Genomic DNA, 25515 nt, shown 5'->3' with positions numbered 1-25515 from the left:
CATTAATCATATTTATTTTGATCTCCTCTCATCAAACGAATTCTAACCCCTTTTTTTTGGAATAATTACCTCTATCTCAAAATCCTACAACATACCATTATAAATTAGCAACCATTTACAAATATAATCCAAAGATTTACTATTCCCCCCACGCCCCCTATCAAATCCATTCAAATTCCTATCAATACCTTCCCCTCATCCCTGATTCATCCCTAACCCAAAAATAATATTGACCACAAGTCACTTTATTGTTATAAATGTACTTATATAATGTTAATCATTAGGATTTTATTGTCCTTTCATGGATCGCGAATCAAATATTCTTACTCATTTGAACCGATTAAACCAAAAAGTTGACCAAAAGTCATACTTAAAGAAATATCTGTTCTTATACACCATTAATAATTAGGGGGCTCAATCATGGCTGCTCGTTCAAATCAACCGAAAGACGATATCGTAAGAACAAATGGAAAATTTCTACATAAGACGGGTTTTCTAGTCATCCTGACCGCCGTTGTGCTCGCAGGCTGCTCCAATGGAGCCCCATCATCTTCTGCCACAACAGCTGAGCATGCGGCCGAGGCAGCGATTAAGCCTGTAAAAACGGCTAAGGTTGCCACACAAGCATGGGCAGGTGCTAAGACACTCACAGCCGATGTGGTTCCTTCATTAGAGTTGAATGTCGTGCTCAAAGTGGATGGCGACGTGAAGTCCGTCCTGAAAAAACGCGGGGAACAAGTCCAAAAAGACGATGTGATCATCGAGCTGGATAATAAAGATTTGCTTCGCCAAAAACAAAAACTGCTTTATGCCAGAGCCAGTCTCGAAGAACAATTATCCAAGGCCAAAAAGGATTGGGATGACGGCATTCTGGAGTTAACCAACAATATTGCCATAACCCAGCAGTCCTTGGACGATGCGAACAAGCAATATAACCGGATTTTGAATGACTATGACACCGGGCAGGCAACGAAAGACCAGAAAGAGCAAATGGAATCTCAGGTCAAACCGTTGAAGCTCAATCTTCAAACTTTGCAGCAGAAGCTTCAAACGCTCCAAAATACCCAACCGCTAGCCGCCATCCAATACCAATTGCAGGCTAACGATATTGATTTGCAGGATGCTGATGTCAACCTCGCTTATTTTGAAGTCAAGGCGCCTGCGTCTGGACTTTTGACCGAAATGCCCATTGAGGAAGGAATGACGCTGGCCAGAGGACAAAAAATCGGCGTCGTACAGCGGCAATCACCGATCAAAATCCGCGCTGAAGTAACGGAAGCGGACCTACCGCTCTTGCAGGGCAAACCGAGCCTGATCTTTCAAACGTCGGACTCACCAGATACATATGAAGGTAAAGTGACTTATTTGGCGAACACGGCCAATACTCAGACGAAAACCTATTCGCTGGAACTTGAAGCCGCAAACGAAAACGGCCGCCTCAAACCCGGAATGCGCGTCCAGCTTCTACTGGCTGGTGGCGGCGAACAGCAGGTCATCGTTGTGCCGACGAGCAGCATTTTGCGCGAGGATGGCGAGCCCTATGTATTCATTTTGATAGGAGACCATGTTGAAAAAAGGAGCGTCAAGCTCGGCCGCAGCAAGGATGACATGACGGAAATTACACAAGGACTGAAGGCAGGCGAGGTGTTCATCGTCTCCGGTCAGTACCAACTTAAACATATGGAGAAAGTAGCGCCCGGCCAGTAGTTTTCAATTGTCTAACTGGAACAGCTGGACAGAAGGAGTGAATCCGCTTGATTGCCAAACTGATCAAATATCAAAAGATTACCCTGCTATTCTTTGTCGTGCTCGTGCTGCTGGGCGCCTTCAGCTTTTTATCGTTAAGCCAGCGTGAGAATCCCGAAATCACCGTATCCATGGCTACGGTAAAGACCATCTATCCCGGCGCATCGCCGGAAAAGGTTGAGCAGCTCGTCACCAAGCCGTTGGAAGAGGAAATTAGAAAGATGGAGTCCATCAAGTCGATCGATTCGACTTCCTCTACCAATGTGTCATTCATTACTGTAGAGATGCAGCCCGGAGTCGATAACAGCCGTGCATGGGATACGCTCAGACAAAAGGTGCAGACCGCGCAAGTCAAACTGCCCGCAGAGGCGGATCAGCCCGAGATCGATGATGATCTAGCCAAGACTTCTGCTCAAATCATTCACTTAATTGTGGAAAACCCATCTGAACTGGAGTCCTTACGGTCCATTTCTACAACATGGAAGGACCAATTGCGCACAGTTTCCGGTGTCAGTGATGTTGAAATTGTTGGGCTTCCCGATCAGGAAGTGAAGGTGATTCTGGACAAGGAGAAGCTCGAAAGCCTGCAGCTTCCTTGGACCCTGGTTATGCAGGCGCTCACCACCTCGCACGACCGCACACCCATTGGGAATGTGGTTGCCAATAATAACAACACTTATGTTCAATTAACCGGCGAATGGAAGTCCGCCAACGATATTGCCGATACGGTTGTTTACCGACCTGCAGGGCAAGGCAATTCGCTGAGCATTAAAGATGTCGCTGAAGTTAAAATAGGCCCTAAGAAAACGGAGGAGGAGGTCTTCTATCAAGGCAAACCCGCCGTCGATGTCGTCATTTATCCGGCTAAAGGACAGAATATTCCTACTTTGCAAGATGGGATCGACGCAAGGGTTTCCGAATTGCAGGCTCAGCTTCCTTCGCATGTGACGATGGTATCGTTGTTCACGCAAAAGGAGAACGTCGACCATCTGTTTGCCGATTTGTCACGGGAAATGTTGATCGGGATGGCTGCGGTACTCGTTGTTTGTATCTTGGGGCTCGCTTTCGGAACGTCCATTATTGTCGCACTCGCGATTCCCGTTTCCATCGCACTTGGCTTCCTCCCGATCAGCATGACATCCATCGATCTTAATCAGATATCCATTGTCGCGCTGGTCATTGTACTTGGTATTCTTGTCGATGATGCCATTGTCGTTAACGATAATATCGAACGTAGATTGTCTCTGGGCGATTCTTCCCTGGACGCCTCACTGAAAGGCAGCCAGGAAGTTGCGATTTCAATTCTTACGGCAACGATCGCTACAGCAGCTGCTTTTTTCCCACTGTTTTTCTTAAAAGGCAACATCGGGGACTTTATCAAACCGATTCCCGTCGTCGTTAGCTTAACTTTAGCTGCGTCGATGGCTATGTCGTTAACCATCATTCCGATTTTCCGCAAATGGAGCAGCGAACGCAGTCTCCGCAAAGGAGCCTCCACCCAGAATAAGCTGCCTGGACTTTTGGGTAAACCGATATGGCTCCTAAGCGAGTTCTATGAAAAGCTCATTCGCCGGCTGCTGCGAAAACCGCTGTTAACCGGAATGATAGGCCTTGTTATTGGTACGGCCAGCTATGGGCTACTGCCCTTTCTAGGCGTTCAGTACTTTCCGAGCGCGGAACGAAGCGAATTTTTGCTTGATGTGAAAATGCCCGTGAACGCCGACTATAAGCAAACCGCCGATATGATGACAAGTTTATCAGTTTGGGCGGCTAAGCAGGATGGGGTTCAGTCTGTTTCTACCTATGCCGGTAGGACAACACCTAAGTTTTACTATGCGGAAACCGCTAATGTCGGAACAAGAATAGGCCAGCTATATGTCAAGGTCGACGAGTCCCGAACCCAAACAGGCAAGCTTGTTTCCGACTGGCGAGATCAACTCAAGCGTATCTATCCGGACATCGAGCTGCTGCCCAGAGAACTGGAACAAGGCCCTCCAGTCGGAGCGCCGATTGCCGTTCGAATCAGTGGCCCGGATTTAACCGAGCTAACATCGCTATCCAATCAGCTGCAAACGATACTGAAAAACATCCCTGGAACGACTAACGTCTCTGACAGCGTCGGTGATGAAACCTATACCATGGATCTCCAGCTCGATCAGGAGAAAGCGCGTTATTACGGCGTCACGGAAAAGGATTTGTCGGGAACCGCCCGACTCGCAACCGACGGAATTGAGGTGTCCAAACTGCAACTAGGCAACGAGGATATTCCCGTTACCTTATTCAGCAAGGCTAACCAAACGACGTCCGACGAAACGATTGGCGAACTGCTCGTTCCTTCGCAATCCGGGCAACTGTACCCAATCAAGCAGTTCATCAATGTGCAAAATGACCGCATGATCACCTCCGTGCAGCATCGCAATCTGGTACGAACGATTACGGTAAGAGCTTATACGGACGGAAGATTGCCAGCAGATATTGTCACCGAGCTGCAGCAACAAGTAAACAAACTGGAAAAACCTAACGCCTACACGATTGAATTTGCAGGCGAGAACGCTGATCGGAACGACGCCTTCTCCTCCATCGGCAAGCTTTCAATTGTTGTTGTATGCCTCATTTTCATCATTATTGCAATTCAATTCTATTCATTATCCATACCGTTCCTGGTCATGATGACTGTTTATTTGGCCATGGGGGGAGCGCTAATTGGTTTATTCATAACCGGTGCGCCAATCGGATTCATGGCACTCATGGGCTTCGTCAGTTTGGCCGGGATTGTCGTGCGCAACGGTATCGTGCTGGTTGAGTTTATCGAAGACGCCAGACATCACGGCATGGCCTTGCACGATGCCATTGCCGAGTCAGGCCGTGCGCGGCTTCGCCCCATCCTGATGACGTCTGCTACCGCAATCAGCGGCCTCCTGCCCATGGCAATTATGGGAGGCAGTCTATGGCGACCGATGGCCGTCGTCATTATCTCAGGGCTTATTGTCTCCACGATCCTTACGCTCATTATCGTCCCTTCCTTCTATCTACGGCTAGCCCTGTGGAGGGATAAACGCAAGCTGAAGCGAAAGGCGTCAGTAGAGCCAAACCTTCCGTCTCATGGCGGAACAACTTCTCTGTAAATTCCAAACAAAAAGACTGCACATGCCCCCACATTCCGGGAGCAATGGCAGTCTTTTTCTTCTATATGAAGCTAAATCCGGAACCGGTACCCCGCACCCCAGATCGTCTCAATATACTGCGGATTCGAAGGATCCTGCTCAATCTTCTCGCGCAGCTTGCGGATATGCACCGTAACGGTCGCGATTTCGCCCATGGCATCCATCCCCCAGAGGAGATCGAACAGCTGCTCTTTGCTGTACACGCGATTGGGATTCATCGCCAAATGCGTCAAAAGGTCAAATTCTTTAGTAGTAAATACGACCTCTCGCTCATTCACAAATACGCGGCGCGCTGTTTTATCAATCATTAAACCACGAATGCGGACCTCATCGTTCCTCGCTTCACGCCGCCCCATCAACCTTTCGTACCGAGCAAGATGCGCTTTGACTCTTGCCACCAATTCGCTGGGGCTAAACGGTTTGATCATGTAATCATCCGCGCCGAGGCCTAAGCCGCGGATTTTATCGATGTCTTCCTTTTTTGCGGAAACCATCAAAATCGGAATGTCCTTTTCGCTGCGAATGCGCCGGCATATTTCGAAACCGTCGATTTTCGGCAGCATCAAATCGAGAATAATGAGATCATACTCCGTCGAGAGCGCGACCTGCAGCCCTTTGTCCCCACTGTTCTCGATGTCGACCTCGTAGCCGCTAATTTCCAGGTAATCCCGCTCCAGCTCGGCGATGCTTTGTTCATCCTCAATGATTAAAATCCGGCTCATTCCTGACTCTCCTCCTGCTTGTTAAGCGGTAATGCCATATAAACGGTCGTCCCCTGTCCGATCATGCTGGTTGCGCCAATACGTCCGCCGTGCTCTTCCATGATTTGTTTGGCGATCGCAAGACCCAGCCCGCTTCCCCCGGTCGCGGTATTGCGCGAAGGATCCGCCCGATAAAAGCGGTCAAAGATATGAGGCAGCGCCTCTTCGGATATCCCTTGACCGGCATCTTTTATTTGAATGACAGCGTTGCTGTCGATTTCTCGTAGTGTTAAGGTGATGCGGCAATTGCCTTCATCACTGTATTTGATTGCATTTTCGATGATGTTGAGCAGCACACGCCGCAGCTTATCACGGTCTGCCGTTACAAGCAAAGGCTCATCTGGCAAATCCGTCAGCTTGAACTGTACGCCTTTTTTCTCCATATCGAATTGTAATTCTTGCGCGCAATCCTGCACATACTGGCCTAGATCCACGGTTTCAAACTGAAACGGGACTTTCCCCAGATCCAGCTTGGAAAATAAAAAGAGCTCGTCAATCAGTCGATCCATATCGGCCGCTTTCGTGTAAATCGTTCGAATATACTTCTCGAGCTTATCCGGAGAGTTCGTAACGCCATCCATAATGCCGTGAGCGTATCCTTTAATGGCGGTAACCGGCGTTTTCAGATCATGCGAAATGTTAGAAATTAGCTCTTTGCGGTTCTCTTCATATTGCAGCTGAAGGTCAACGGATTTCTTGAGCTTGCGCCTCATTTCTTCAAAAGCTCTGCTGAGCTCCCCGATTTCATCATCGGACTGCTGCACCACTTCAAAATCCAGATTGCCTTCCTTGATCTCCTCCGCCGCTCGTTTGAGCGCCTTCAGAGGTTTGATGATGCTGCGAGAAACGAAATAGGTCAGCACACCGTTCGTACCCACAAGGATGAGGATGAACGTCAAAACAACCGATTTGGAAAACTGGTGCAAATATTTCTGAAAGGGGCCTCCATCCAAGAATACAAAAACGGATCCTTTACTTTGATCGGAAAACAGGAAATCCTGCTGCCGAGTTATCCACAGAGAACCCTGATTGCGCTGAAATTGGCCTGATGAGGTACCATAAGCGGGAAGTTTGGAGCTGTTCTGCGCTTCGCCCTCTTTCAAATAGGGAGAGCTATACGTGATTTCTTTATCTTTGCGGATGATAATGCCCATATTGATTTTATGAAAACGGTCCTCCAAATCCTGAATAAACACCGGATCGAGGAACGCGTCGGGTTCGGTTTCCGTTTTCGCTTTCATGTAAGCGACATTCTCGAGTTCTTGTTCAACGACGCGTTTGATCGGGTTGCCTTGGGAGAAATCGACCTGAAAGCCGGACTTCAGTGTGCCGAACGTTGCGATGGAGATAAGAATCACGGCTAGCCCCGATAGGACGAGAGGTACAAGCAGCATGGCAATGTATGAGAGTACCAGCCGTAAGCGAATCGACATCGTGGTCAGATCTCCTTTTTATCGAACAAATAAAAACCTGCTGTAAAAAACAATATACTACACGCTATCAAAAACATAAAGATGCTGCTCACCTTGCCAAGCGCCATGCCGCTTCCAATCAAAAGCATATGCCAGTCTGTGTACGCCGTAGGCGAATACGTGGCGATTTGCGGGATGAAAAAGGCGGCCACTTTAAACGCTAAATAAAGAAATATGCTCACGGTCAACGCGGAAGAAGAGCTGGAAAAGAACTGTGCCAGAAACACAGCGGCGATACTGAGCACAAGCAGTGGCAGAAAGGCCGCGCCATACGCGAGGAACCAATTCATCACTGCGCCAAAGCCGCCAAAGTGCTGGAAAAATAGCGCTGAGATAACGGATGCCAGCAATCCGGCAATTAAGTACAGCGCAATAAAAACACCAAGCGCAATCTGCTTGGAAGCGAACACTTTGAACCGCGAAATGGGCCGCGTCAATGTGATCTTCATCGTGCGATCGCCCATCTCACCCGAGAATACATCGGCAGCTCCCATGAAAACGAATAACGGCAGAAAAATACTCGTTAGCAGCCCCAGCATAATGATTGGGAAATCCTGTGAGGCAATCGCTCCGATTCCGATACCGCTTTGGAACTGCGATAACAGCAGCCCTGCCAGGAGCGGAAGCAGCAGTGTAACCGCAAGGAAAAAGATCGTTTTCTTCTTGGACGTTATTTTGACCGTTTCGTTCCATACGTTGGCGGTTAGGCTATGCATGCGCAGCGAGCCTCCTTACTTCTTTAATTTCACGCAGATACGCTTCTTCCAGCGTCGCGCTTCCTTGCGCGATCTCCGACACGAGACCCTCACGGACAAGCCGTCCTTGATGGATGATGCCCATGCGATTGCACATCAGCTCCATTTCATGAATCAAATGGCTGGAGATTAGGAAGGTGATGCGCTCTTCCCGCGCCAGGTGCATAATAATTTCGCGGATATGAACCATCCCCTCGATATCCAGACCGTTCGTCGGCTCATCGAGTATGAGCAGTTCCGGCTTCGACAGCATCGCTGCCGCGAGCCCTAGCCGCTGCTTCATGCCTAGCGAGTAACCCGCTACCTTTTCCTTCTGAAAAAGGGTAAGTCCGACGATCTCCAAGACTTCGTCTATGCGCTGCTTATCGATGCCCGGGTAAAATCTCGCGGCCAGCTCCAAATTCCGTCTGCCGCTCATATAGGAATACGCTTCGGCGGTTTCGATCAGGACGCCTACCTTGGCCATCGCCTGCTCATAGTGCGTTGACACAGGATGGCCAAAGAGCTTCACTTCTCCTTGCTGCGCTCTGGCAAGGCCGGTCATGATCTTCATGACGGTCGTCTTCCCGGCGCCGTTGGGTCCGAAAAACCCATAAATGTCGCCTTGCTGCACGGTCATATTCACCTCGTGGATACCACGCAGGTTATTGTAAATTTTCGTGAGACGATTGATTTCTACAACAGGCTTCATGCATTAGCCGCCTTTCAAGATAATAAGGAGGTGGGGGGTTGCCCCTGCCTCCTTCCTTTTTCCCCTTAGTTTCTGTGGTGGGACTTCTCAGGGTCGATCTTGACGGTTTCCAACTGCTTCCCTGTCAAATCTACCGTATCCGGCGTTGTCGAGTTCAGGCTGGACAGTGTCATATCCACACTCAATACGACGTTGTGTGCTGCACCTTGTGCATCTTTACCGGAAATATGAATTTGTGCGGTTTGATTGGTTATATGATTATCGCTGTCCACGCTGGCGTTCACTTCAACTTCATCCATTTTAATGTCGGAAGTTAATTGCGGTAGGCTGTTTTTGAGTGTCGTCACATCAACACCAAGCGTATCTGCCTTGGATGGCATTGGCCGTTGACTGTTTTCCATCGTAGCATGCTTGATAGCCAGGGAACCGATCGTGTTGACAACCGGAGAAATTTGGCTGCCTGACAATTTGAAATGAATCTCCTTCACGTTGCCTGCCGCTTCATCCATGGTGACATAGTTTTTGAGATTGCCGACAAGGGCGTCAACCACATTTTCCACTTCGCTAACAACTTGAGGGTCCGGTGTATGCTCTGCGCCTTCATGATCTTTGAATTTGCCGCCCATGCCCTCTCCTTCCAGCACTTTGTACACATCGGAATCATTTGTTTTTATAATTTGTTTGCCGTCTTGGTTGTAGAAATGAATGGTTTGTTCGTTCGTGCCGTTATTCACGGTCACTTCTGCGCTTCCTGCGTGATTCGCACCGCTGCTTTTAATCGTGGATTTTACGTTAAGCAATGGAGCTCCGTTATCCTGCAGCGTCACGTTCACTTGGCGTGTTACATTGTGCACGGTTGCCGTCTGTTTCACGGCTGATTTAAACGTCTCATACCCGGGCGCATCGCCCACACCGGCGTAAACCGACGTCACCAGCATCATGCTGCCTACCGCCACGCCTAATCCCATCATTGCTAATTTCTTATTCATACCTGCCTGCCTCCGCGTCTTCTAACGCTTTATCTAATTTGGATGCGTTCCTCGCTTCCATGTATTCATCTTATCCCCCCGATCTTAATTGCCTCTAAAACACCTATTAACCTCGCCTAAAACAATTCTTAAATATTTCTAAACTGGGTTCCCCATCAACCGGCCCCTGGCAGCAGCCATAGCAAAAAGAGGTAAGCTTTCGCTCACCTCTTACGTCTCCCACGTGCAAAGCACTATTTACTGCTTTCAGTACTGCTTATCTTCCACCCTCTCTCTCAACATGCCGGTATGCGTGAGTTGTACGTCCACTAGAACGTCCCCTAACTGGTACCCTTCAAGCGGCTGCTCGCCGTTCGAGGTCAGCTTGGCCCATAACTGAAAATTCTGCTTATACAAGATGTGCTCCAGCTGATAGATATCGACGCCACGGTCTTTTCCCTGCTTGAACGTCTCCTCAATTTCTTCTGCGATCTGCTTTTCAATTTGTTTGCGTACGGACTCTTCATCTACGGTCTCCTGAGATTCAATCGTGATCGATTTGCATCTCATATGAACATCAAAGATCAGATTATCTCCCTTGCGCAGTGTGATCCGCGGTTTCGGCCTTTGAATCGAAACGGTTTGAGCAGGCTTCCCGTTGATATAGACGACTAATGGCGAACGGGCCGTGCTTCTCTCCATCCAGCGGTCTCCCTTAAACTGGTTATCTGAAAACCATTCGACCGTACTGTTTTTTCCTAGTGCATATACACCGCTAACTTCCAGTTTAGGATCAGGCTTCTGATTTCTCTTCCAAACATCGTCCCGGATGCTCAAAGTCGGTATCATTAACGTATAGCCGGGTTCACGAAGCAAAGCGGCAGCCCTGTACAATCGAAATGGACGTATAAAGGAAAGTTGGCGATAATTTTCAATTGGATGCATCAAAATGGAGGCCATCGGGGAGACATTGAAAAAAGGAACAACGGAGAATATAGCTTCAATTGATTCATCCGTGCTATAGATCCATTGGGTAAATCTTGTTTCACTGTATCGGACAGACCCATCCATAAATTTACTTATCCCCTGCTTCAGAGCAGCGCTGGAGAACAGATAAGCGCTGACATGCCCCCAAAGAACGCGCTGTTGCGTCGTTTTGTACAATCGATTGAAGGCTTCATTCACCGTAGCCCCTTCTTCGCGGCCTACCCAAATCTGAGGCGGCTGCCCGGCTTTGCCCCCCTCCTGTTTCGCGACGGAACCGAAATCCAACATCTGTGCATAGACGATGTAACGCCCTTTTTGGAAGTCGAAGCCTATCGCTGTAAAGTAGTTCGTGTCCTGGATTGTTTTGATATCCCAACAGCCTGTTTGACTGACGAGAATCAGTATGCCAATCATCATCCGCCCTATTCGTTTCATCATGATCATTGAGGATCCTCACTCTGACGTGTATCATCCTTTGGGCTTAGCATCTTCGGCCTGCTCTTCATACTGCTGAAAGGCTTGGCGAAAATTGCCGTAATCATTTCCCTAAAGCGAGGTGGCGATAAAGGCGACAAGTACGGAACACCGAATGACTCTAAGGTCGACATGTATAAAACAAGCCCGATCAGCGACACCATGAACCCGTAGATGCCAAAAACCGTCGATTCCAATAAGATAATTACCCGTAAAATCGTCACGATCCCGGCAAGTGTCTGGTTCACGAGGGTATACATAGCTATCGTCGATATCGAGGTTATAACTAGAGTCGTCGGGCTGGTGATTCCAGAACGAATCGCTGCGTCGCCAACAATCAACCCTCCAACAACGGTAACCGTTTGTCCGACGACTTTAGGCAGCCTCGCGCCGGCTTCTCGAAACAATTCAAACAGCAGCAGCATAATGATAAAATCCATAGGACCCGATAACGGTAATCCCAGTCTTGAAGAGGAAATGGTAGCGACTAAAGAAAAAGGAATTTGATCGATATTAAAGGCAGACAACGAAATCCAGAAACCTGGAAGAAGCGTGGCAACGATCAGTCCTCCCAAACGAAGCACACGTTCAAACGCTACATAATAAAAGGGAGTGTGCACGTCTTCCGGTGATTTTAAAATATACATGAGATTCGCCGGGGCAATGAGGGCCATTGGTGAGCCGTCACAGAGGATAACGAATCGTCCACGCAGCAAGCTGTCGGCTACATAATCAGGTCTTCCCGCATAATCCAGCAAGGGAAAGAAATTGTATTTTTGCCCCGATAGCAGCTCTTCCAATTGTGCACTGGAAATTACAGCATCAATATCAATTTCTTGCAGTCGGCGCCTGGCGTCCTGAAGCAAATCCGAATCGATGACATCATCGATATACATAAGAGCAATGGAAGTATGGCTGCGCTTGCCAATTTCCATTTTCTCGCAACAAAGACTGCGGGTTAACAACCTTTTGCGAATCAGAGCGATGTTGGTGATGATGCTCTCCGTGAACCCATCCCGTGGTCCTTTAATCGAAGTCTCCGTATTGGATTCTTCCGGCGATCGGTTAGGCGGATTGGACAAATCAAGCCCAAAAAAGCGCTGCTGCTCTTCAAAATATATAATCAGAAACCCTGCATACAGATTGACGCTCATCGTTTCCATCACATCAGGTCCGGTCATCTCGTGCATTTGAAGCAGTGTAGGAAGTGCGAACGTGGACATGTTCCCTTCCCGGTGATGTGAGATGATATTTTGAAGGTTCGGAAGTACACGCTGCTCAATATGATCCTTATTGATCATACCGTCGCAATACATGAGCAGGATCTTATTACTGGCATCCCCCTCTGATAATGGGTACTCCTTAATAATGACATCAGCTGACGAGGCAAACCAATCTCGCAAATCTCGCTCGTTCACTTCATCACGTTCTCCTTTCGCCTCATCGGCAGGAAGATCAGCACAAGCAGCACCAGGAGCAATCCTGCTCCGGTAACAAACATCATAGGGTAATACCATTCCTGGATAAAACCCACCATTTGATTGTCCGTGACCGGCAATAGACACATCGTTACAAAAAACAAGCTCATTCCAATCAGCAGCCATGTTCGGGTACGTTTCTTTTGGATCATCAACACGTCAATGGTTAGAAACATCAGCATGGACATCCGGATACATGCGCCCGATATCCACTGGAAAATCGATAAAAAGTCCAAATGGGAAATATATTTCCCAAGCGTCACCATCCGCCATTGTTCAAAAGCCGGATACCTGAGTTCATCCGCTTCAAACGGTCCAAAAATCGCAATGGCCCCAATTAAAGGCCCAACGGTTAAGCCCACTAAGCAAGCCGCAACGATGATCAAGGAGGGCAGCCGGATACGGGTATCTGCATGATGCTGGAGAAAAACAATACTTAACAATTCAAACGAAGAACCGCTGGTTAAATACATCGATTTCAGCGCAGGTCCGTAGCCATGGGTAAATAAAGGCGTAAGCAAGCTGTAATCTTTGTATTGAAAATTAGCGCCCATTACAAAATAGCCCAGCAATACAACCACGGGGAGTAAAATGCCCGAGGTTATCGCGATGGCGCGTATCCCTTCACGGGCAGCAAAAAAGCAAAAAATCATAAACGCCAACGAGATCATGATCGGCGGGGTTCGAGGTAGATAGGAGATGTGCGTCCATGTCACCATATCCTGCATAGTAATGGTGGCATGTGTCATCGCGATGCCGATGGCCACCACTTTTAGAAAAAATACAACGAAATTTCCATATCTCTGTCCGATCCATAGCAGTAAATTCTGCTGTTTGGAGCGTTTGATAATGAGATACACGAGACATACCCATAGTACTGTAGGCAGAATGGATAAGCCTGCCCCCACCCAGGAATCACGTTTGCCGTAATGCAGCAATACAGGGATTAGAAGCACATGATTCGTAATGGCAATTGAAATAATAATGACGTAATACAATTGAAGCGCAGTAATTTTCCGATAACGTGCAGCCATGAGGTAATCTCCCACTTTGGTATTAGGTGGAAACTTTTTATTTGTTAAGTTTTCCAATCCATGTGGAATTATACAAATAAAAAACCGCCCCTCGATTTCTCGAAGAGCGGTATCTTAACGTTTAAACTTTCTAATTTTGCGGGAGAAAGGGTGTCAGTTCACCTAGATAGCATACATCCAGGTGATGCAGTGCACGGGTGCAAGCTGTGTAAAACAGCTTGCGCTCCTTCGCCTCCGCGTAGACAGCCGCACCGGCATCGTAGAGGATCACGGCGTCGAACTCGAGCCCTTTGGCGAGGTACGCCGGCATGATCATGACGCCTGCCTCATAGTGCAGCGTCTCCTTCGTGATCCGCGCGAGGCCCGGCAGCAATGGCTTAAGGGCTGCGTGCGCGGCTTCCGTCTCGCGCTCGGTTTTGCACAGGATCGCGACGGAGCTCGCACCGCCGTGCTGACGAGTTAGCGCTGTATCCGCGACCAAGCGGCTGAGCTCGGCCGCGTTCGCCGCGCGCAGCAGACGCGGCTCTTCGCCGCTGCGGCTGAACGGCTCGATTGGCTCGCCGAACGGGAGCACGCGGCTGGCGAACTCGACGATCTCGCGCGTCGAGCGGTAGCTTTTGACGAGACGGATCGTCTCCGTCTCCTCTTCTTTCATCAGCTCGCTGATCGAGCTGATCTCGTTTTTAAGGCCGCCTGCGCCGCCCTCGGCGTTCGCATGCGTGAAGATCCCTTGGTTCCAGTCGCCAAGCAAGGTAAATCGAGCGCGCGGGAACAGCTTTTTGAGATACGCGTAGTGAAATGGCGAGTAGTCCTGCGCCTCATCCACCAAGCAGTAGCGGATCGTTCCTACCCGCAGCTGCCCTTCAACAAGCCCCTTCAGATAAACAAGCGGTGTTGCATCCTCGTAGTGCAAAATCCCTTGTTCCAAGGCATCCGACGTGAACGAGCTGATGCTTGCCCAAGCCTCGGGAAGCTGTTGGCCAGCCTGCGCCATCAGCTCCTGATGCAACTCTCTACTCGTATATAGATCCCGATACATACCGAGCACGTCGACATAAGCAAGGTTGCGTGCCTTCTCCTTCAGCGGAGCGATCGCTTTATGCGCCTTCATTTTGCTCATCTTCTTCATCTCATGCTCTGTACCCACATATTTGGGCTCGCGCACCATTTTGCGATAGAAACGTTTCTGCGCATCCGCTTGAATCTCATCCAGCTTCTCCAGCATCCACTCGGACAATTGCTCCATCCGTTCTCCGAGCGCGAGAATCGAGGTTTTGCTGTAGAACCGTTCGCTTAACTCTTCAGCCGTAATCAGTACTTTCTTGCCGACCGACAAATCGAGGAAGCGTATTCCGCCGTGCTTCAGTTTCTCGCCATAAGCCTCAATGACACTGAGGAAGGCTGCCGACGTTTTGTACATGATGCTTTGCTGCCTTGCTTTATAGGCCGGATCTTGCTCTGTCCCGGTCAAAATGAATTCCAGCTGATCGTAGGGATCTTCCAGCTTCAAGCCCGTATCGCTTAATTTATGGGTTAAATAATCTTGAAAGGTCGTCTGCTGCATGGTCGCTTCGCCCAGCTCCGGAAGAACGTGCGAAACGTAATCGCTGAACAGCGAGTTCGGCGAGAACAAAATCATATTATCGGCGCTGAGCGTCGTCCGGTATTTATAGAGCAAATACGCGATGCGCTGCAGCGCGACTGAGGTTTTGCCGCTGCCGGCCGCGCCTTGCACGACAAGCACCTTGTGCCGATCATCGCGGATGATCTGATTCTGCTCACGCTGAATCGTCGTCACGATGCTGTGCATTTTCTCGTCGGCACTGCGGCTGAGCATCTTCTGCAGCATCTCGTCGCCGATTGAGATCCCAGTGTCGAACACATCCTGCAGCTCACCGGCTTTGATGATGTACTGGCGTTTGAGCAACAGCTCCCCGCTGACATCCATCTCCGGCGTGTGGTACGTGGCCGGTCCCGGCGGGTAATCATAGAATAAGCTGGCGATCGGCGCGCGCCAGTCATAGATAAGTATCTCATCGGTCTTCGGATCAATGAAGGAGGTTAGACCGATATAAATCTTCTCGCGCTCCTGCTCGCCGCGTTCCTGAAAATCGATGCGCGCAAAATACGGCGCATCAACGACACGCTGTAGTTTGTACAGCGCATCCTGCGCCACCTGAAAGCTGCGCTTCTGACCCATCAGCACATGCTCCTGCTGGGCCATACTCGCGGCTGTCTCGATCACGTCGTCGGCGTTATCTGCATTAACAGAGATATCGTCCCAGAAGCTGCGTCCAATCTCCGTGACTTCCGAACGGCGTTGATCCACCGTCTCCCCCAAGTCAATAATTCGCTCTTTAATTTGGGAGCGTACCGAGGCAACCCGCTGATCTTCCCGCTCCCGTTCTTCTTTATCAATTGGCATTTATTCTCCCTCCTGCCTATTTGTATACCCCATGGATGACTTCTTCAAACTCAGGCTCTTCCATATGTACATCGTCCATATCACCCCATAGACTGACCAATCGCAGGACATCCATCGCTTTCAGCTCCTGGCGGTTGCAGGCGATCGTCAGCACGTTCGCCTCCTGTTCCACTACGCGGAACGGCAGCTCCCAGCTCTCCGGCACTTGGACATCCCCTCGATATGTGATCTTCATCATCGTCGGCAAACCGATTCTGTCTCTTAGTGTATCCAGCGAGCCGTCATATCCGATTTGACCGTGATTAATCACGATCACCCTTTTGCATAACTGCTCGATATCATCCATGTCATGCGTCGTCAGCAAAATCGTTTTCCCAAACTCCTGGTTTAACGTCTGCAGGAAGCTGCGTATATTCTTTTTGGCTACAACATCCAGCCCAATGGTAGGCTCATCAAGGAACAAAATATCCGGATCATGCAGCATGGATGCCGCCAGATCAGCACGCATCCGCTGACCGAGCGAAAGCTTGCGAACGGGCATATCCATCAGTTCTTTAAGCTCAAGGAGTTCACTCAACTCGTCTAACCTGCGGCGTGAGGTGCTCTCCTCCACGCGATACATCGCCGTTAGAATTTCATACGAATCCTTAACCGGCAAATCCCACCATAGCTGGCTTCGCTGCCCGAACACGACGCCAAGCTTGCCTACGACGCGCCTTCGGTGTTTTTGCGGACTTAAGCCATGGATCAGCACTTCACCCGATGTGGGATGCAGGATGCCGGTCAGCATCTTGATGGTCGTTGATTTTCCAGCACCATTAGGTCCAATATACCCGACGAACTCACCGGATTCAATCTCAAAGCTGAGATCTCGTACCGCTTCCTTTTCTTTATAAGCCCGCGAGAACAAAGTGCGAATACCTGAGAACCTGCCTTCTTGGATAACCGGGGTTTGAAAAGTTTTGCGCAAATTCGTGACCGTAATCATGTTGATGCCTTCCCTCCTTGTTATTAACGATATTAACTACCTGTACTTTGATAGCGGGATAAGCCCAGCTTCCAAAATCGCATAGCCAGCCAAAGCGCAACCCAAGCGACGCCCACGGTTCCCAGCAGCATGCCGATGCCGCCTTCGTGTCTTAACAAATATAAGGTGGGTATGTAATTTACGAAGCCTACCGGCACAAGCACCAGTAGGGCGCCTTGCAGCCATTTCGGATATAACGTAAGCGGGTAACGAGCTGCTGTTTGAGAGGCGTCTTCCGTCATATTTTGTAAGGACTCGATGCGTGTCAGCCAAAAGCCCGCAGCCGCCGTAGCCAGCCCGATCGCGAATAAAATAACCGCCCCCGTACAAATCATTAATGCCGTTAACGGTACGGCCGACCACTCGATTTGCCCTTTGGCCATCAGCACTCGCATGGAAATGACTAGCAGGACGATCCCCTGCCCGATTTCAGCGAAGAGTACCCGGGAGTTTTGGGTCATCAGCGCCAGCAGCACTGGAACAGGGCGCGTCAATAACGCATCCAGGTCACCGGATACGAGATACTTTTCCAGATGATGAACATCCGAAGCCAGCGTACGGTAAATCGCTTTGGAAATCATCATGACACCATAGAGATAACAGACTTCATACAGCGTCCAACCTTTGATATTGCCGAAGCGCATCATGACCAGCGCCACCATGAGAAATTCTGAAACTTGTATGCATGAGGCCATGGCCACCGAGAAAAGAAAGTTAAACTTATATTGCATCCGGCTGCGCAAACTCGCCTTGATCAACAGGAGATAGAGCTTGACTGACATCATCCTCCTTGCACCTCCAGCTTTCTTCGCACCGCGTGCGTAACGGCCAGACAGACACAAGTAAACCCGATGCCCCATAGAAGAGCTCCGAGCACAATCGTGCCTTGTTCAAATTGCATATAAATTCGAGTTGGATAATAGAGAAGGTACGGATAAGGTGTAAAACTACTTATGGTGCGAAGCCAACCCGGCAGCCATTCGAGCGGTATGAAAAATCCGGAGAGCAGCATGCTGAAAGAGTAGTTCAACCAATACAACCAACGGGATTCCGTGGTCCATAAAGCGGCGATGCCAATCAAATAATTCATGCAAATGGAGATATAAGCTGCTGCAATCAGCGCAATCGCCGTCCAGCCGTAAACGGAAGCCTTCTGTGGAAGCTGTAAGGAGAAGATAAACATATAGAGGACGTAAATCGGGATAAATTTATACAGAAACTGATACCATACTTGGCCCCACTCCCTGCTCATGGCCTGATAGAACAAGTGAACAGGTCTCATGAGATCAACCGCAATCTGGCCTGTGCGCACTGACTGTTCGAGTCCCAGTCCGTTCGTTGTAAACTGTGTAATCCACAGGACCGCCTGGTTAAAAGCAATGTAGCCGACCATTCCTTTGGCTCCGTAGTCGCCGAGCGAGGAGTCGCTCCCGAGTCCGGACCAGATACTTGCATAAATGAAGCCAAACACTGCACTGACGGCATTGTGGAGCAAATGCGAACCGCGATATTGCAAATTCCTTGCGTATGCCTTACGGGCTAAAACCGCGAAAAGCATCGTACACCTCCTATGTTTTTTCGTGCAAAAAAACGATTTTCCACTGCAGCCGCAGCGTAGAGACGGAGTTTCATATTACCAAAATTCCCCACGGTATGGCAATCTTTTTTTTTCATACAAAAAGAAGCAACCCCAGAGTCATCACCTGACTACGGGATTGCTTCTATATCTTTTACTGCGCGCTCACAGGCTTAGCTTCCGGAGGACTGCCGCTATCCCCTTCAGCCCGAAGTTTCGTATCAGGGTTATCAAACTCGGCATTGTAACTAGGCTGCGAGGCCTTCGTTAAATAATCATGATCAAGGTATCCGGCCAAATACTGCTTACCGAAGAGGAGATCGTATTGAACGTTCCTGTAATCGTCAATAAGTGCTTTAGCAGAATCAGGCGCCTGCGCATGAAGCGTTTGGTCTGGTTCCACAACCAGATTACTTAACAATCCAGGTACTTGGGCGGCTATTTCCGCGTTCAATGCGAAGTTAGCCGGTTTCTCCATGTGCAGCATATCGAGCACGTGAGAACCTAAGAAGGAATCGCTAAGCAATGGGATATCCTGTTTGGGCATATCGAAATTCGACCAAGTCACCAGCGGAATGCTGTGCATTTTCTTGATTTCATCCAGTGACCAATTATTGGCGTTGCTTGTTGAGATGAACCCGGCTTCTTTGTACACTTGGTAGTCGAGGCCAAGCATCGGCAGATGGTCCCCGTAGAAGACGATCATCGTAGGTTCATCCGAATTTTGATAATGATCGATGAGCATTTTCAGACTTTGATCCGCATCATGCGCACCTTGTGTGTATGTTTCCAAAATCGTTTTGGCTTGCGGCGTCAAATTGCCTTCCGCCTTGAATTGATTCTCACCGTACCGCGGATCATCGTAGGGTCCGTGGTTTTGCATCGTAACCGTGTAGATAAACATCGGATCTTCCGTTTTATCCACTTCATCGATAATGTTTCGAGACACCTCGGCATCCGAGATGAAGTAACCCTTCGTCTCCGGATTCACGAAATGCTCGCTGCTTTTGAAAGATTCAAAACCAAGCTGTTTGTAAACGGAATTACGATCCCAGAACCAGCCTTCGTAGGAGTGAATCCCCATGCTTTTATAACCCTGACCGGCAAAATAACTTGCTAAACTTGGCACAGGTTTACTTACATATTGTTGATACGGGATAGATCCCCCCGGCAAGAAGCTCATGGAATTACCAGTGAGCACTTCGAACTCTACATTGCTTGTTCCCCCACCGAATTGAGGAGACAACAAGTAACCGGAAGTAGACTCTTTCTGCAAACGATGGATCGTAGGCAGCGGGTCTTCACTAAATTTGACATTCGTCAGCAACGTCGGGTCCCAGAATGCCTCGCTCATAATGAAAATGACGTTCGGCTTCTTCCCCTGCAGATTAACGGACGCCTTTTTCATAGTTGGCTGTGTCTGTGTGACTTGCTCAATATTCGCCGCTACAGCCCCAATAGCTTCATTGCTGTAGGTTTCCGGCTTTTGAACGATGGAGTTTTTGACATTGAGTGTAAAAGCGAGTGCCGTACCATTATTCGCGTAATTTTCTTGCTGGTTCCATACAATTTCATTCACACCGATATGGTCCAGGATTTTGCCTGCTAAAGGTGTTTTGATCCCAAAAGCATATAAGGCATAGAGCGAGAACAACCCTAAACCAATTCTTGAGATAATAGAAATCGTGGCACGCGGAATAATCCATCTTAATGAAAGTACTACAATAATTGAAGCAACGATGGCTCCGATTCTGATCAGCGCGGCTTTACCCGTCACAAGCGAAGCGATATCCATACTTTCTTTGTTAAGCAAAATATCCCACGGGAAGAACGGCTCCCCGATCATAGTCACCTTCATGTAAGAAATTAATGCCATTAGGCCGAGAAGTAAGGTTGAAATTGCTCCTGAGATTGCCAAAGATCCAACCAAAGCATAGATAAAAATAAGCAAACAAAAGGTGATTCCTGCGTTTAATAAAAAAAGTGATTGATTGTTGGTTATCCAATCCATCGTATTATGCAGCGAGCCGCGCTCGAGCAGCTCCATGCCGGCTACTGATAATACGGGTAATAAAATTAAAAAAAGTACTAACGAAATCGTCGCACCCAGTCGTTGTGGTCTCATCTTCTTATTCGGCTTCTTGCGAAGACGGCTCCGGGGCTTCAAATTCAAGTGCATCTTGCATCACTCTCCTCTTGCCCCTATTGTAAACCCCAATTGTGAAGAAAATATGTAGATAACCTTAAAGGAACCTTAGGATACCCATTTATTCCCTTTACTTGAGACCTGCCAACCATGCAGCCAACACCTTCAATTCCTCTTCTTTGAGCGCGACTTGGAACGGCGGCATCCCGCCACCACCCTTTTGGATGCGCTTTATGATCTCATCTTCCGTTAAGCGTTCTCCGACTTTTTGAATGTTGGGGCCTTCTCCGCCCTGTAATTGATTACCATGACAAGAGATACAAAAGTTCTGATAAACCTTATGCGGATCGGCTTGTGCAGGCGTTGTCTGCGCGTCTTTTTGTTGTTGATTTCCATTTCCGCAGGCCGTTAGTCCCATAGATAAAATGATCGTACTCATCAGCAGCAGCTTTATTTTCATACAGAAACTCCTTAAGGGAAGATTTCCCTCCATCATACCAGAGCATGGCCTGCAAAATAAAGAATTCACCAATCTGAGCGACTGAAAGACTTCCCGCGGGGCTGATTGGTCATAGTATGTGATGCCCGAGGACGATTTATTTTGTTAAGATGATGCAAAGATAAAGCTTAAATGGAACAACATAAAGACATGGCAGAAGCACTTGCTCCTTCTTACCATGTCTCATTTTACTTTTAACTAGCTGATGAACCTAAGCCAACTTCAAACGGATCACGTTCCATGACGCTTTCCCAAGCGTTGCGTGAATTTGGCCGTTCGAGTCCACCGCTGCATTGCCGCCATTGTGCGGTTTCACACGATCCTGGGCAGTTATCGTATTCGCGGCTTTCAAATCGTCACTCTCTAGCACGATATGCTGAATAACTTGGCAAGCGCCGAAGCTGCGAAGATCCAACTCAAGCGGAAGCGCCTCTGCCAAATGACGGTTAACCGCGAAGATCGTTACTTCCGACTTCTCTTCATTATGAACAGCAACGGCCTCCAAATAAGGCACATCGGTATAATCCTTGGCATCATATTTAGGCGATTTAATGAGAGGCACGAGAACTGTTCCACGCCCGAATAAGCTTGCATGCATATAAGGATAATAAATCGTTTGCTTCCATGCGGCTCCGCCGTTCGCCGTCATAATCGGCGCAATAACGTTGACGAGTTGTGCCAAGCAAGCCATTTTGACGCGATCCGCACGCTTCAGCATGGAAATCAGCATACAACCCACGAGGAGCGCATCCTCATGATTATAAATGTCTTCGAGCTGCGGCGGCGCAATGGACCATGGCTCGATTTTGCGGTCTGCTTCATTAGAATGGTACCATACATTCCACTCGTCAAAGGAAAGGTTGATCTTCTTTTTGCCGCGTTTTTTCGCCTGAACATAGTCTGCTGTAGAGATGACCGTATTAATGAAACGATCCATGCCCATGGATTGTGCCAGGAAATTCGAAGAATCTTTATCGCGGTTGCCATAATACTGATGAAGTGAAATATAATCAACATGATTATAGGTGTGCTCAAGCACAGTCGCTTCCCATTCCGGGAATGTCGCCATGGTTAAACTCGAACTGCCGCAGGCGACCAGCTCAATCGAAGGATCTACCCACTTCATGACTTTCGCTGTTTCGCAGGCTGTACGGCCGTATTCCGCAGCTGTTTTGGCTCCAGTTTGCCAAGGGCCGTCCATTTCATTGCCCAAGCACCAGGTTTTGATGTTATGAGGCGTCTGGTAGCCATGAGAGATCCGCAAATCGCTCCAGTATGTACCGCCTTGGATATTGGAATATTCGATAATATCTCTAGCCTCATCCGGTCCGCGGGTTCCTAGGTTCACCGCCATCATGGCTTCGGTGTTCGCTTTGCGGCACCAATCCATAAATTCGTTAAGTCCTACCAAGTTAGGCTCAATGGTACGCCAAGCCAGATCTAATCTTCTCTTACGCTGCTCAATCGGCCCAATACCGTCCTCCCAATTGTAACCGGATACAAAGTTGCCTCCCGGGTAACGAACGATAGGGACATCCAGTCCTTTGACCAATTCCAAAACGTCGGCACGAAACCCTTGCTCGTCAGCCTGCGGATGTCCCGGTTCATAAATGCCCCCATAGACAGCGCGTCCCAAATGCTCAATAAACGAACCGTAAATACGGGAATCCACTTCTCCGATTTTAAAATCTTTGTCAACAATCATGCTTGCTTTCATAGACATTGCCTTCACCTCGTCGTATAATTAATAAAAGTATAAATCAATTAATACAAATATTATTACGTTGTCTCTATTAAACAATAATCAGTACTTGATTTCAAGACTTTCTTTGCGAATGTTTTGGATTTATATTTATATGAATCAGACAAAACTATGAATCGATAGGAATAGAGGAGATTTGTATTATGATACATGCATCAACAGACCGCAAATGGCTGCCGCTCTATGAAGCTTTGGCCAGCGATGTGCGGCTTCAGATATTGGATTTGCTGGCCGAACAAGAGATGAACGTGAAGGAGTTAGCTCAGACGCTCGGCTTAAGCAGCGCCATCGTGACCATGCACGTGAAGAAGCTTGAGGCCGGCGGCCTGATTCACACGGCGTTAGTACGCAAACAAGGCGGCACGCACAAAATGTGCACGCTTGCGGTTTCGCGTGTCGAGATCCAGCTGCCGCAGCAGGACGAGCCGAAGCGCGTGTTCGATGAGGTGTCCATTCCCATCGGACATTACACGCGCTTTGAAGTGCAGCCTACGTGCGGTCTCGCTACGGCCGATCATACGATCGGGCAGTACGACGATCCGCGCTATTTTCTTGAACCTGAGCGCATGCATGCGAAGATTCTCTGGTTCGGGAGCGGCTTCGTCGAGTACCGCATCCCGAATTATTTGCTCCCCAGCCAGACGCTGGAGGAGATTGAGATTTCGCTGGAACTTGGCTCGGAAGCGCCGGGCATAGCCGAGAATTGGCCGTCGGACATTCATTTCTATGTCAACGACACACTGCTCGGCTATTGGACGAGCCCCGGAGATTCAGGGCAAGGCCGCGGGCATTACACCCCTAGTTGGTGGCCGGACTCTATCAACCAATACGGTTGGTTGAAGGTGATTCGGATCACCGAAGAGGGCACTTTCCTTGACGGGCAGCGGCTTTCCAACGTCACGATCAAGAACATCCGCATGTCGCGCAACGAATGGACGCTGCGGATTGAAGTGCCGGAGCATGCGGTGCATGTCGGCGGGCTTACGCTATACGGTGAAGGCTTCGGCAACTACAACCGGGATATTATTTTCCGCACCTACCGGCGGTAAGTGCATGTGTACGCGAAAAGCCGCGGGCAGCTAATTCTGTCAGCCTCAAGGCATATATGGGGCTCTCTGGCAATACAGTAAGGTAAATGACTGCGAGGGAGAGTTATCCTATTCGGGACCGTGATGTCCAGTTTAAATACATAGACTACCTATCTTGCAGCTATCCCTCATCAGGCGGTCCCATCCGCTTAGGGATAGCCTTTTTTATTTTCAACCGCGCAATAAATGGCATCGAAGTGAAGTATGCTATACTGGAAAAAAAAGAAAAGGAGCCTCTCTGATGCCTGCACCCTTACATTGGAAAAAGTCACTATGGATATTATGGGGGGCTAACTTTTCCATCATGTGCGGAATGAACCTTATTCTTCCGTTTCTACCCTTATACGTTGGACAACTTGGGGTTCACGAGGTTAGCGATGTCGTGCGCTGGACAGGCTGGATCGTTGCCGCTCAATTCATCACCTCATTTCTTACTCAGCCTCTCTGGGGAGCCATCGCAGATCGCCGCGGCCGCAAAATCATGCTGCTCCGGGCCGGGTTCGGCATGGCTGTTGTGACAGCCTTGATGGGAATCGTCACGGAGCCCTGGCAGCTGCTTGCGCTTCGGCTGCTGAACGGTTTCTTCTCCGGCTTCATCTCCATGGCGGTCTCCCTGCAAGCATCGGTGACACCCCCGGAGCATTCCGGCAAGTCACTCGGCACGCTGCAGACGGGCTCCATCGCCGGATCGCTTGTCGGCCCTTTGATCGGCGGGTTGCTTGCTGGTATGATCGGTTATAGCCACATCTTTTTTGTTACCGGCGGTCTCATGCTCTGCGCCAGCCTCATCGTGATGATTTTCGTTCATGAGGAGCGCAAAGCCCCCGCTCAGAAAAAAGTGCGCCAGCGTACAGAATGGCGCCTGTTTCGGCCGCTGCTGCCGGTCTTTGCCGCTTCGCTGATTACGCAAATCGGGATGATGAGCATCGAGCCGATCGTGACGGTCTATGCCAAGACGATTTATTTCGGCAATCATTTGGAGCTGTTCGCAGGTTTAATCGTGGCGATTACGGGTATCGCCAACTTGTTTGGCGCGCCATCCTTAGGGAGGCTTGGCGACCGTATCGGCCAACGCAAGCTACTCGTCATCGCCTTGTCGATGGCGGCACTCGCCTTCATTCCGCAGGCTTTCGCCACCAGCATGACAATGCTGCTAATTGGCAGGTTCCTGCTGGGGCTGTTCATCGGAGGCATGATTCCTTCCTTGAACGTGCTAGTTTTGAAGCTCGCCCCTACTCAAATTCAGGGAACGGCCTACGGCTTTAATACGTCTTCGCTGTTTCTCGGCAATCTGATCGGCCCTTTGCTTGGCAGTCATTTTGCGGCAGCGTATGGGTTTAAGTCGGTGTTCTATATCACCATGGGTATCCTGCTGCTCTGTGCGATGTTCGTTTACTTGAACCGCAGCCTGGAGACCTTGCGCCAGACGAATTCGGCGTAGTTTTTTCAAATTTTACTTATT

Annotated in this window: 19 protein-coding genes; 4 read left to right on the top strand and 15 right to left on the bottom strand. The window is 49.1% G+C overall.

Features of this window, described 5'->3' with window-relative positions; translation table 11 throughout:
• Positions 1–420: 420 nt before the first annotated feature.
• Entirely contained in the window at positions 421–1707 is a 1287-nt protein-coding gene (locus GON05_RS02915) for an efflux RND transporter periplasmic adaptor subunit (RefSeq protein WP_157317742.1), read from the top strand.
• Positions 1708–1754: 47 nt separating this feature from the next.
• Positions 1755–4871, top strand: a complete 3117-nt coding sequence (locus GON05_RS02910; protein WP_157317741.1) for an efflux RND transporter permease subunit — start codon at positions 1755–1757, stop codon at positions 4869–4871.
• Positions 4872–4942: 71 nt separating this feature from the next.
• Here GON05_RS02910 and GON05_RS02905 read toward each other — a convergent pair whose 3' ends face one another.
• The 15 genes from GON05_RS02905 to arfA all read right to left on the bottom strand — a co-directional run bounded on the left by GON05_RS02905 (position 4943) and on the right by arfA (position 22926).
• Positions 4943–5632, bottom strand: a complete 690-nt coding sequence (locus GON05_RS02905; RefSeq protein WP_157317740.1) for a response regulator transcription factor — start codon at positions 5630–5632, stop codon at positions 4943–4945.
• Positions 5629–7104, bottom strand: a complete 1476-nt coding sequence (locus GON05_RS02900; protein WP_157317739.1) for a sensor histidine kinase — start codon at positions 7102–7104, stop codon at positions 5629–5631. The genes GON05_RS02905 and GON05_RS02900 overlap by 4 nt, the downstream gene beginning before the upstream one ends.
• A 5-nt stretch (positions 7105–7109) precedes the next feature.
• Positions 7110–7859, bottom strand: coding sequence for an ABC transporter permease (locus GON05_RS02895; RefSeq protein WP_157317738.1), 750 nt, complete (start codon positions 7857–7859; stop codon positions 7110–7112).
• A complete protein-coding gene (locus GON05_RS02890; protein WP_157317737.1) occupies positions 7852–8589 on the bottom strand; it encodes an ABC transporter ATP-binding protein in 738 nt (245 codons plus the stop codon). The genes GON05_RS02895 and GON05_RS02890 overlap by 8 nt, the downstream gene beginning before the upstream one ends.
• Positions 8590–8654: 65 nt before the next feature.
• Positions 8655–9578, bottom strand: a complete 924-nt coding sequence (locus GON05_RS02885) for a hypothetical protein (protein WP_157317736.1) — start codon at positions 9576–9578, stop codon at positions 8655–8657.
• 246 nt (positions 9579–9824) lie between these two features.
• The gene (locus GON05_RS02880; RefSeq protein ID WP_157317735.1) at positions 9825–10982 is read right to left on the bottom strand and encodes a Ger(x)C family spore germination protein; all 1158 of its coding nucleotides are present in this window, start codon (positions 10980–10982) and stop codon (positions 9825–9827) included.
• Positions 10983–10984: 2 nt separating this feature from the next.
• Entirely contained in the window at positions 10985–12535 is a 1551-nt protein-coding gene (locus GON05_RS02875) for a spore germination protein (protein WP_157317734.1), read from the bottom strand.
• On the bottom strand, positions 12433–13530 hold the full coding sequence (locus GON05_RS02870) for an endospore germination permease (RefSeq protein WP_157317733.1): 1098 nt from the start codon (positions 13528–13530) through the stop codon (positions 12433–12435). Before GON05_RS02870 ends, GON05_RS02875 begins: the two co-directional genes overlap by 103 nt.
• A gap of 130 nt (positions 13531–13660) precedes the next feature.
• Entirely contained in the window at positions 13661–15955 is a 2295-nt protein-coding gene (gene helD / locus GON05_RS02865) for an RNA polymerase recycling motor HelD (protein WP_157317732.1), read from the bottom strand.
• A 16-nt stretch (positions 15956–15971) separates the two neighbouring features.
• Positions 15972–16943, bottom strand: coding sequence for an ABC transporter ATP-binding protein (locus GON05_RS02860; protein WP_157317731.1), 972 nt, complete (start codon positions 16941–16943; stop codon positions 15972–15974).
• Positions 16944–16975: 32 nt separating this feature from the next.
• Positions 16976–17767 (bottom strand): ABC transporter permease, encoded by a 792-nt coding sequence (locus tag GON05_RS02855; protein WP_181646620.1) that lies wholly within the window; start codon positions 17765–17767, stop codon positions 16976–16978.
• Complete coding sequence (locus GON05_RS02850; RefSeq protein ID WP_157317730.1) at positions 17764–18540, bottom strand: ABC transporter permease; 777 nt, start codon at positions 18538–18540, stop codon at positions 17764–17766. Before GON05_RS02850 ends, GON05_RS02855 begins: the two co-directional genes overlap by 4 nt.
• A gap of 172 nt (positions 18541–18712) precedes the next feature.
• Complete coding sequence (locus GON05_RS02845) at positions 18713–20737, bottom strand: LTA synthase family protein (protein ID WP_157317729.1); 2025 nt, start codon at positions 20735–20737, stop codon at positions 18713–18715.
• Between the two features lie 97 nt (positions 20738–20834).
• A complete protein-coding gene (locus GON05_RS02840) occupies positions 20835–21164 on the bottom strand; it encodes a c-type cytochrome (RefSeq protein WP_157317728.1) in 330 nt (109 codons plus the stop codon).
• Positions 21165–21414: 250 nt separating this feature from the next.
• Positions 21415–22926: an arabinosylfuranosidase ArfA gene (arfA, locus tag GON05_RS02835; protein ID WP_157317727.1), complete on the bottom strand. Its 1512-nt coding sequence runs from the start codon at positions 22924–22926 to the stop codon at positions 21415–21417.
• Positions 22927–23108: 182 nt separating this feature from the next.
• On the opposite strand from arfA, the gene GON05_RS02830 reads away from it, so the two are divergent.
• Positions 23109–24014, top strand: coding sequence for an ArsR/SmtB family transcription factor (locus tag GON05_RS02830; RefSeq protein ID WP_157317726.1), 906 nt, complete (start codon positions 23109–23111; stop codon positions 24012–24014).
• A gap of 280 nt (positions 24015–24294) precedes the next feature.
• A complete protein-coding gene (locus GON05_RS02825) occupies positions 24295–25494 on the top strand; it encodes an MFS transporter (RefSeq protein WP_157317725.1) in 1200 nt (399 codons plus the stop codon).
• The last annotated feature ends 21 nt before the right edge of the window (positions 25495–25515 follow it).

The sequence above is a fragment of the Paenibacillus anseongensis genome (assembly GCF_009757995.1).
GTDB lineage: Bacteria > Bacillota > Bacilli > Paenibacillales > NBRC-103111 > Paenibacillus_E > Paenibacillus_E chondroitinus.
Note: the sequence above shows the minus strand (reverse complement) of the source record. Positions and strands in the feature narration are given on the sequence as shown.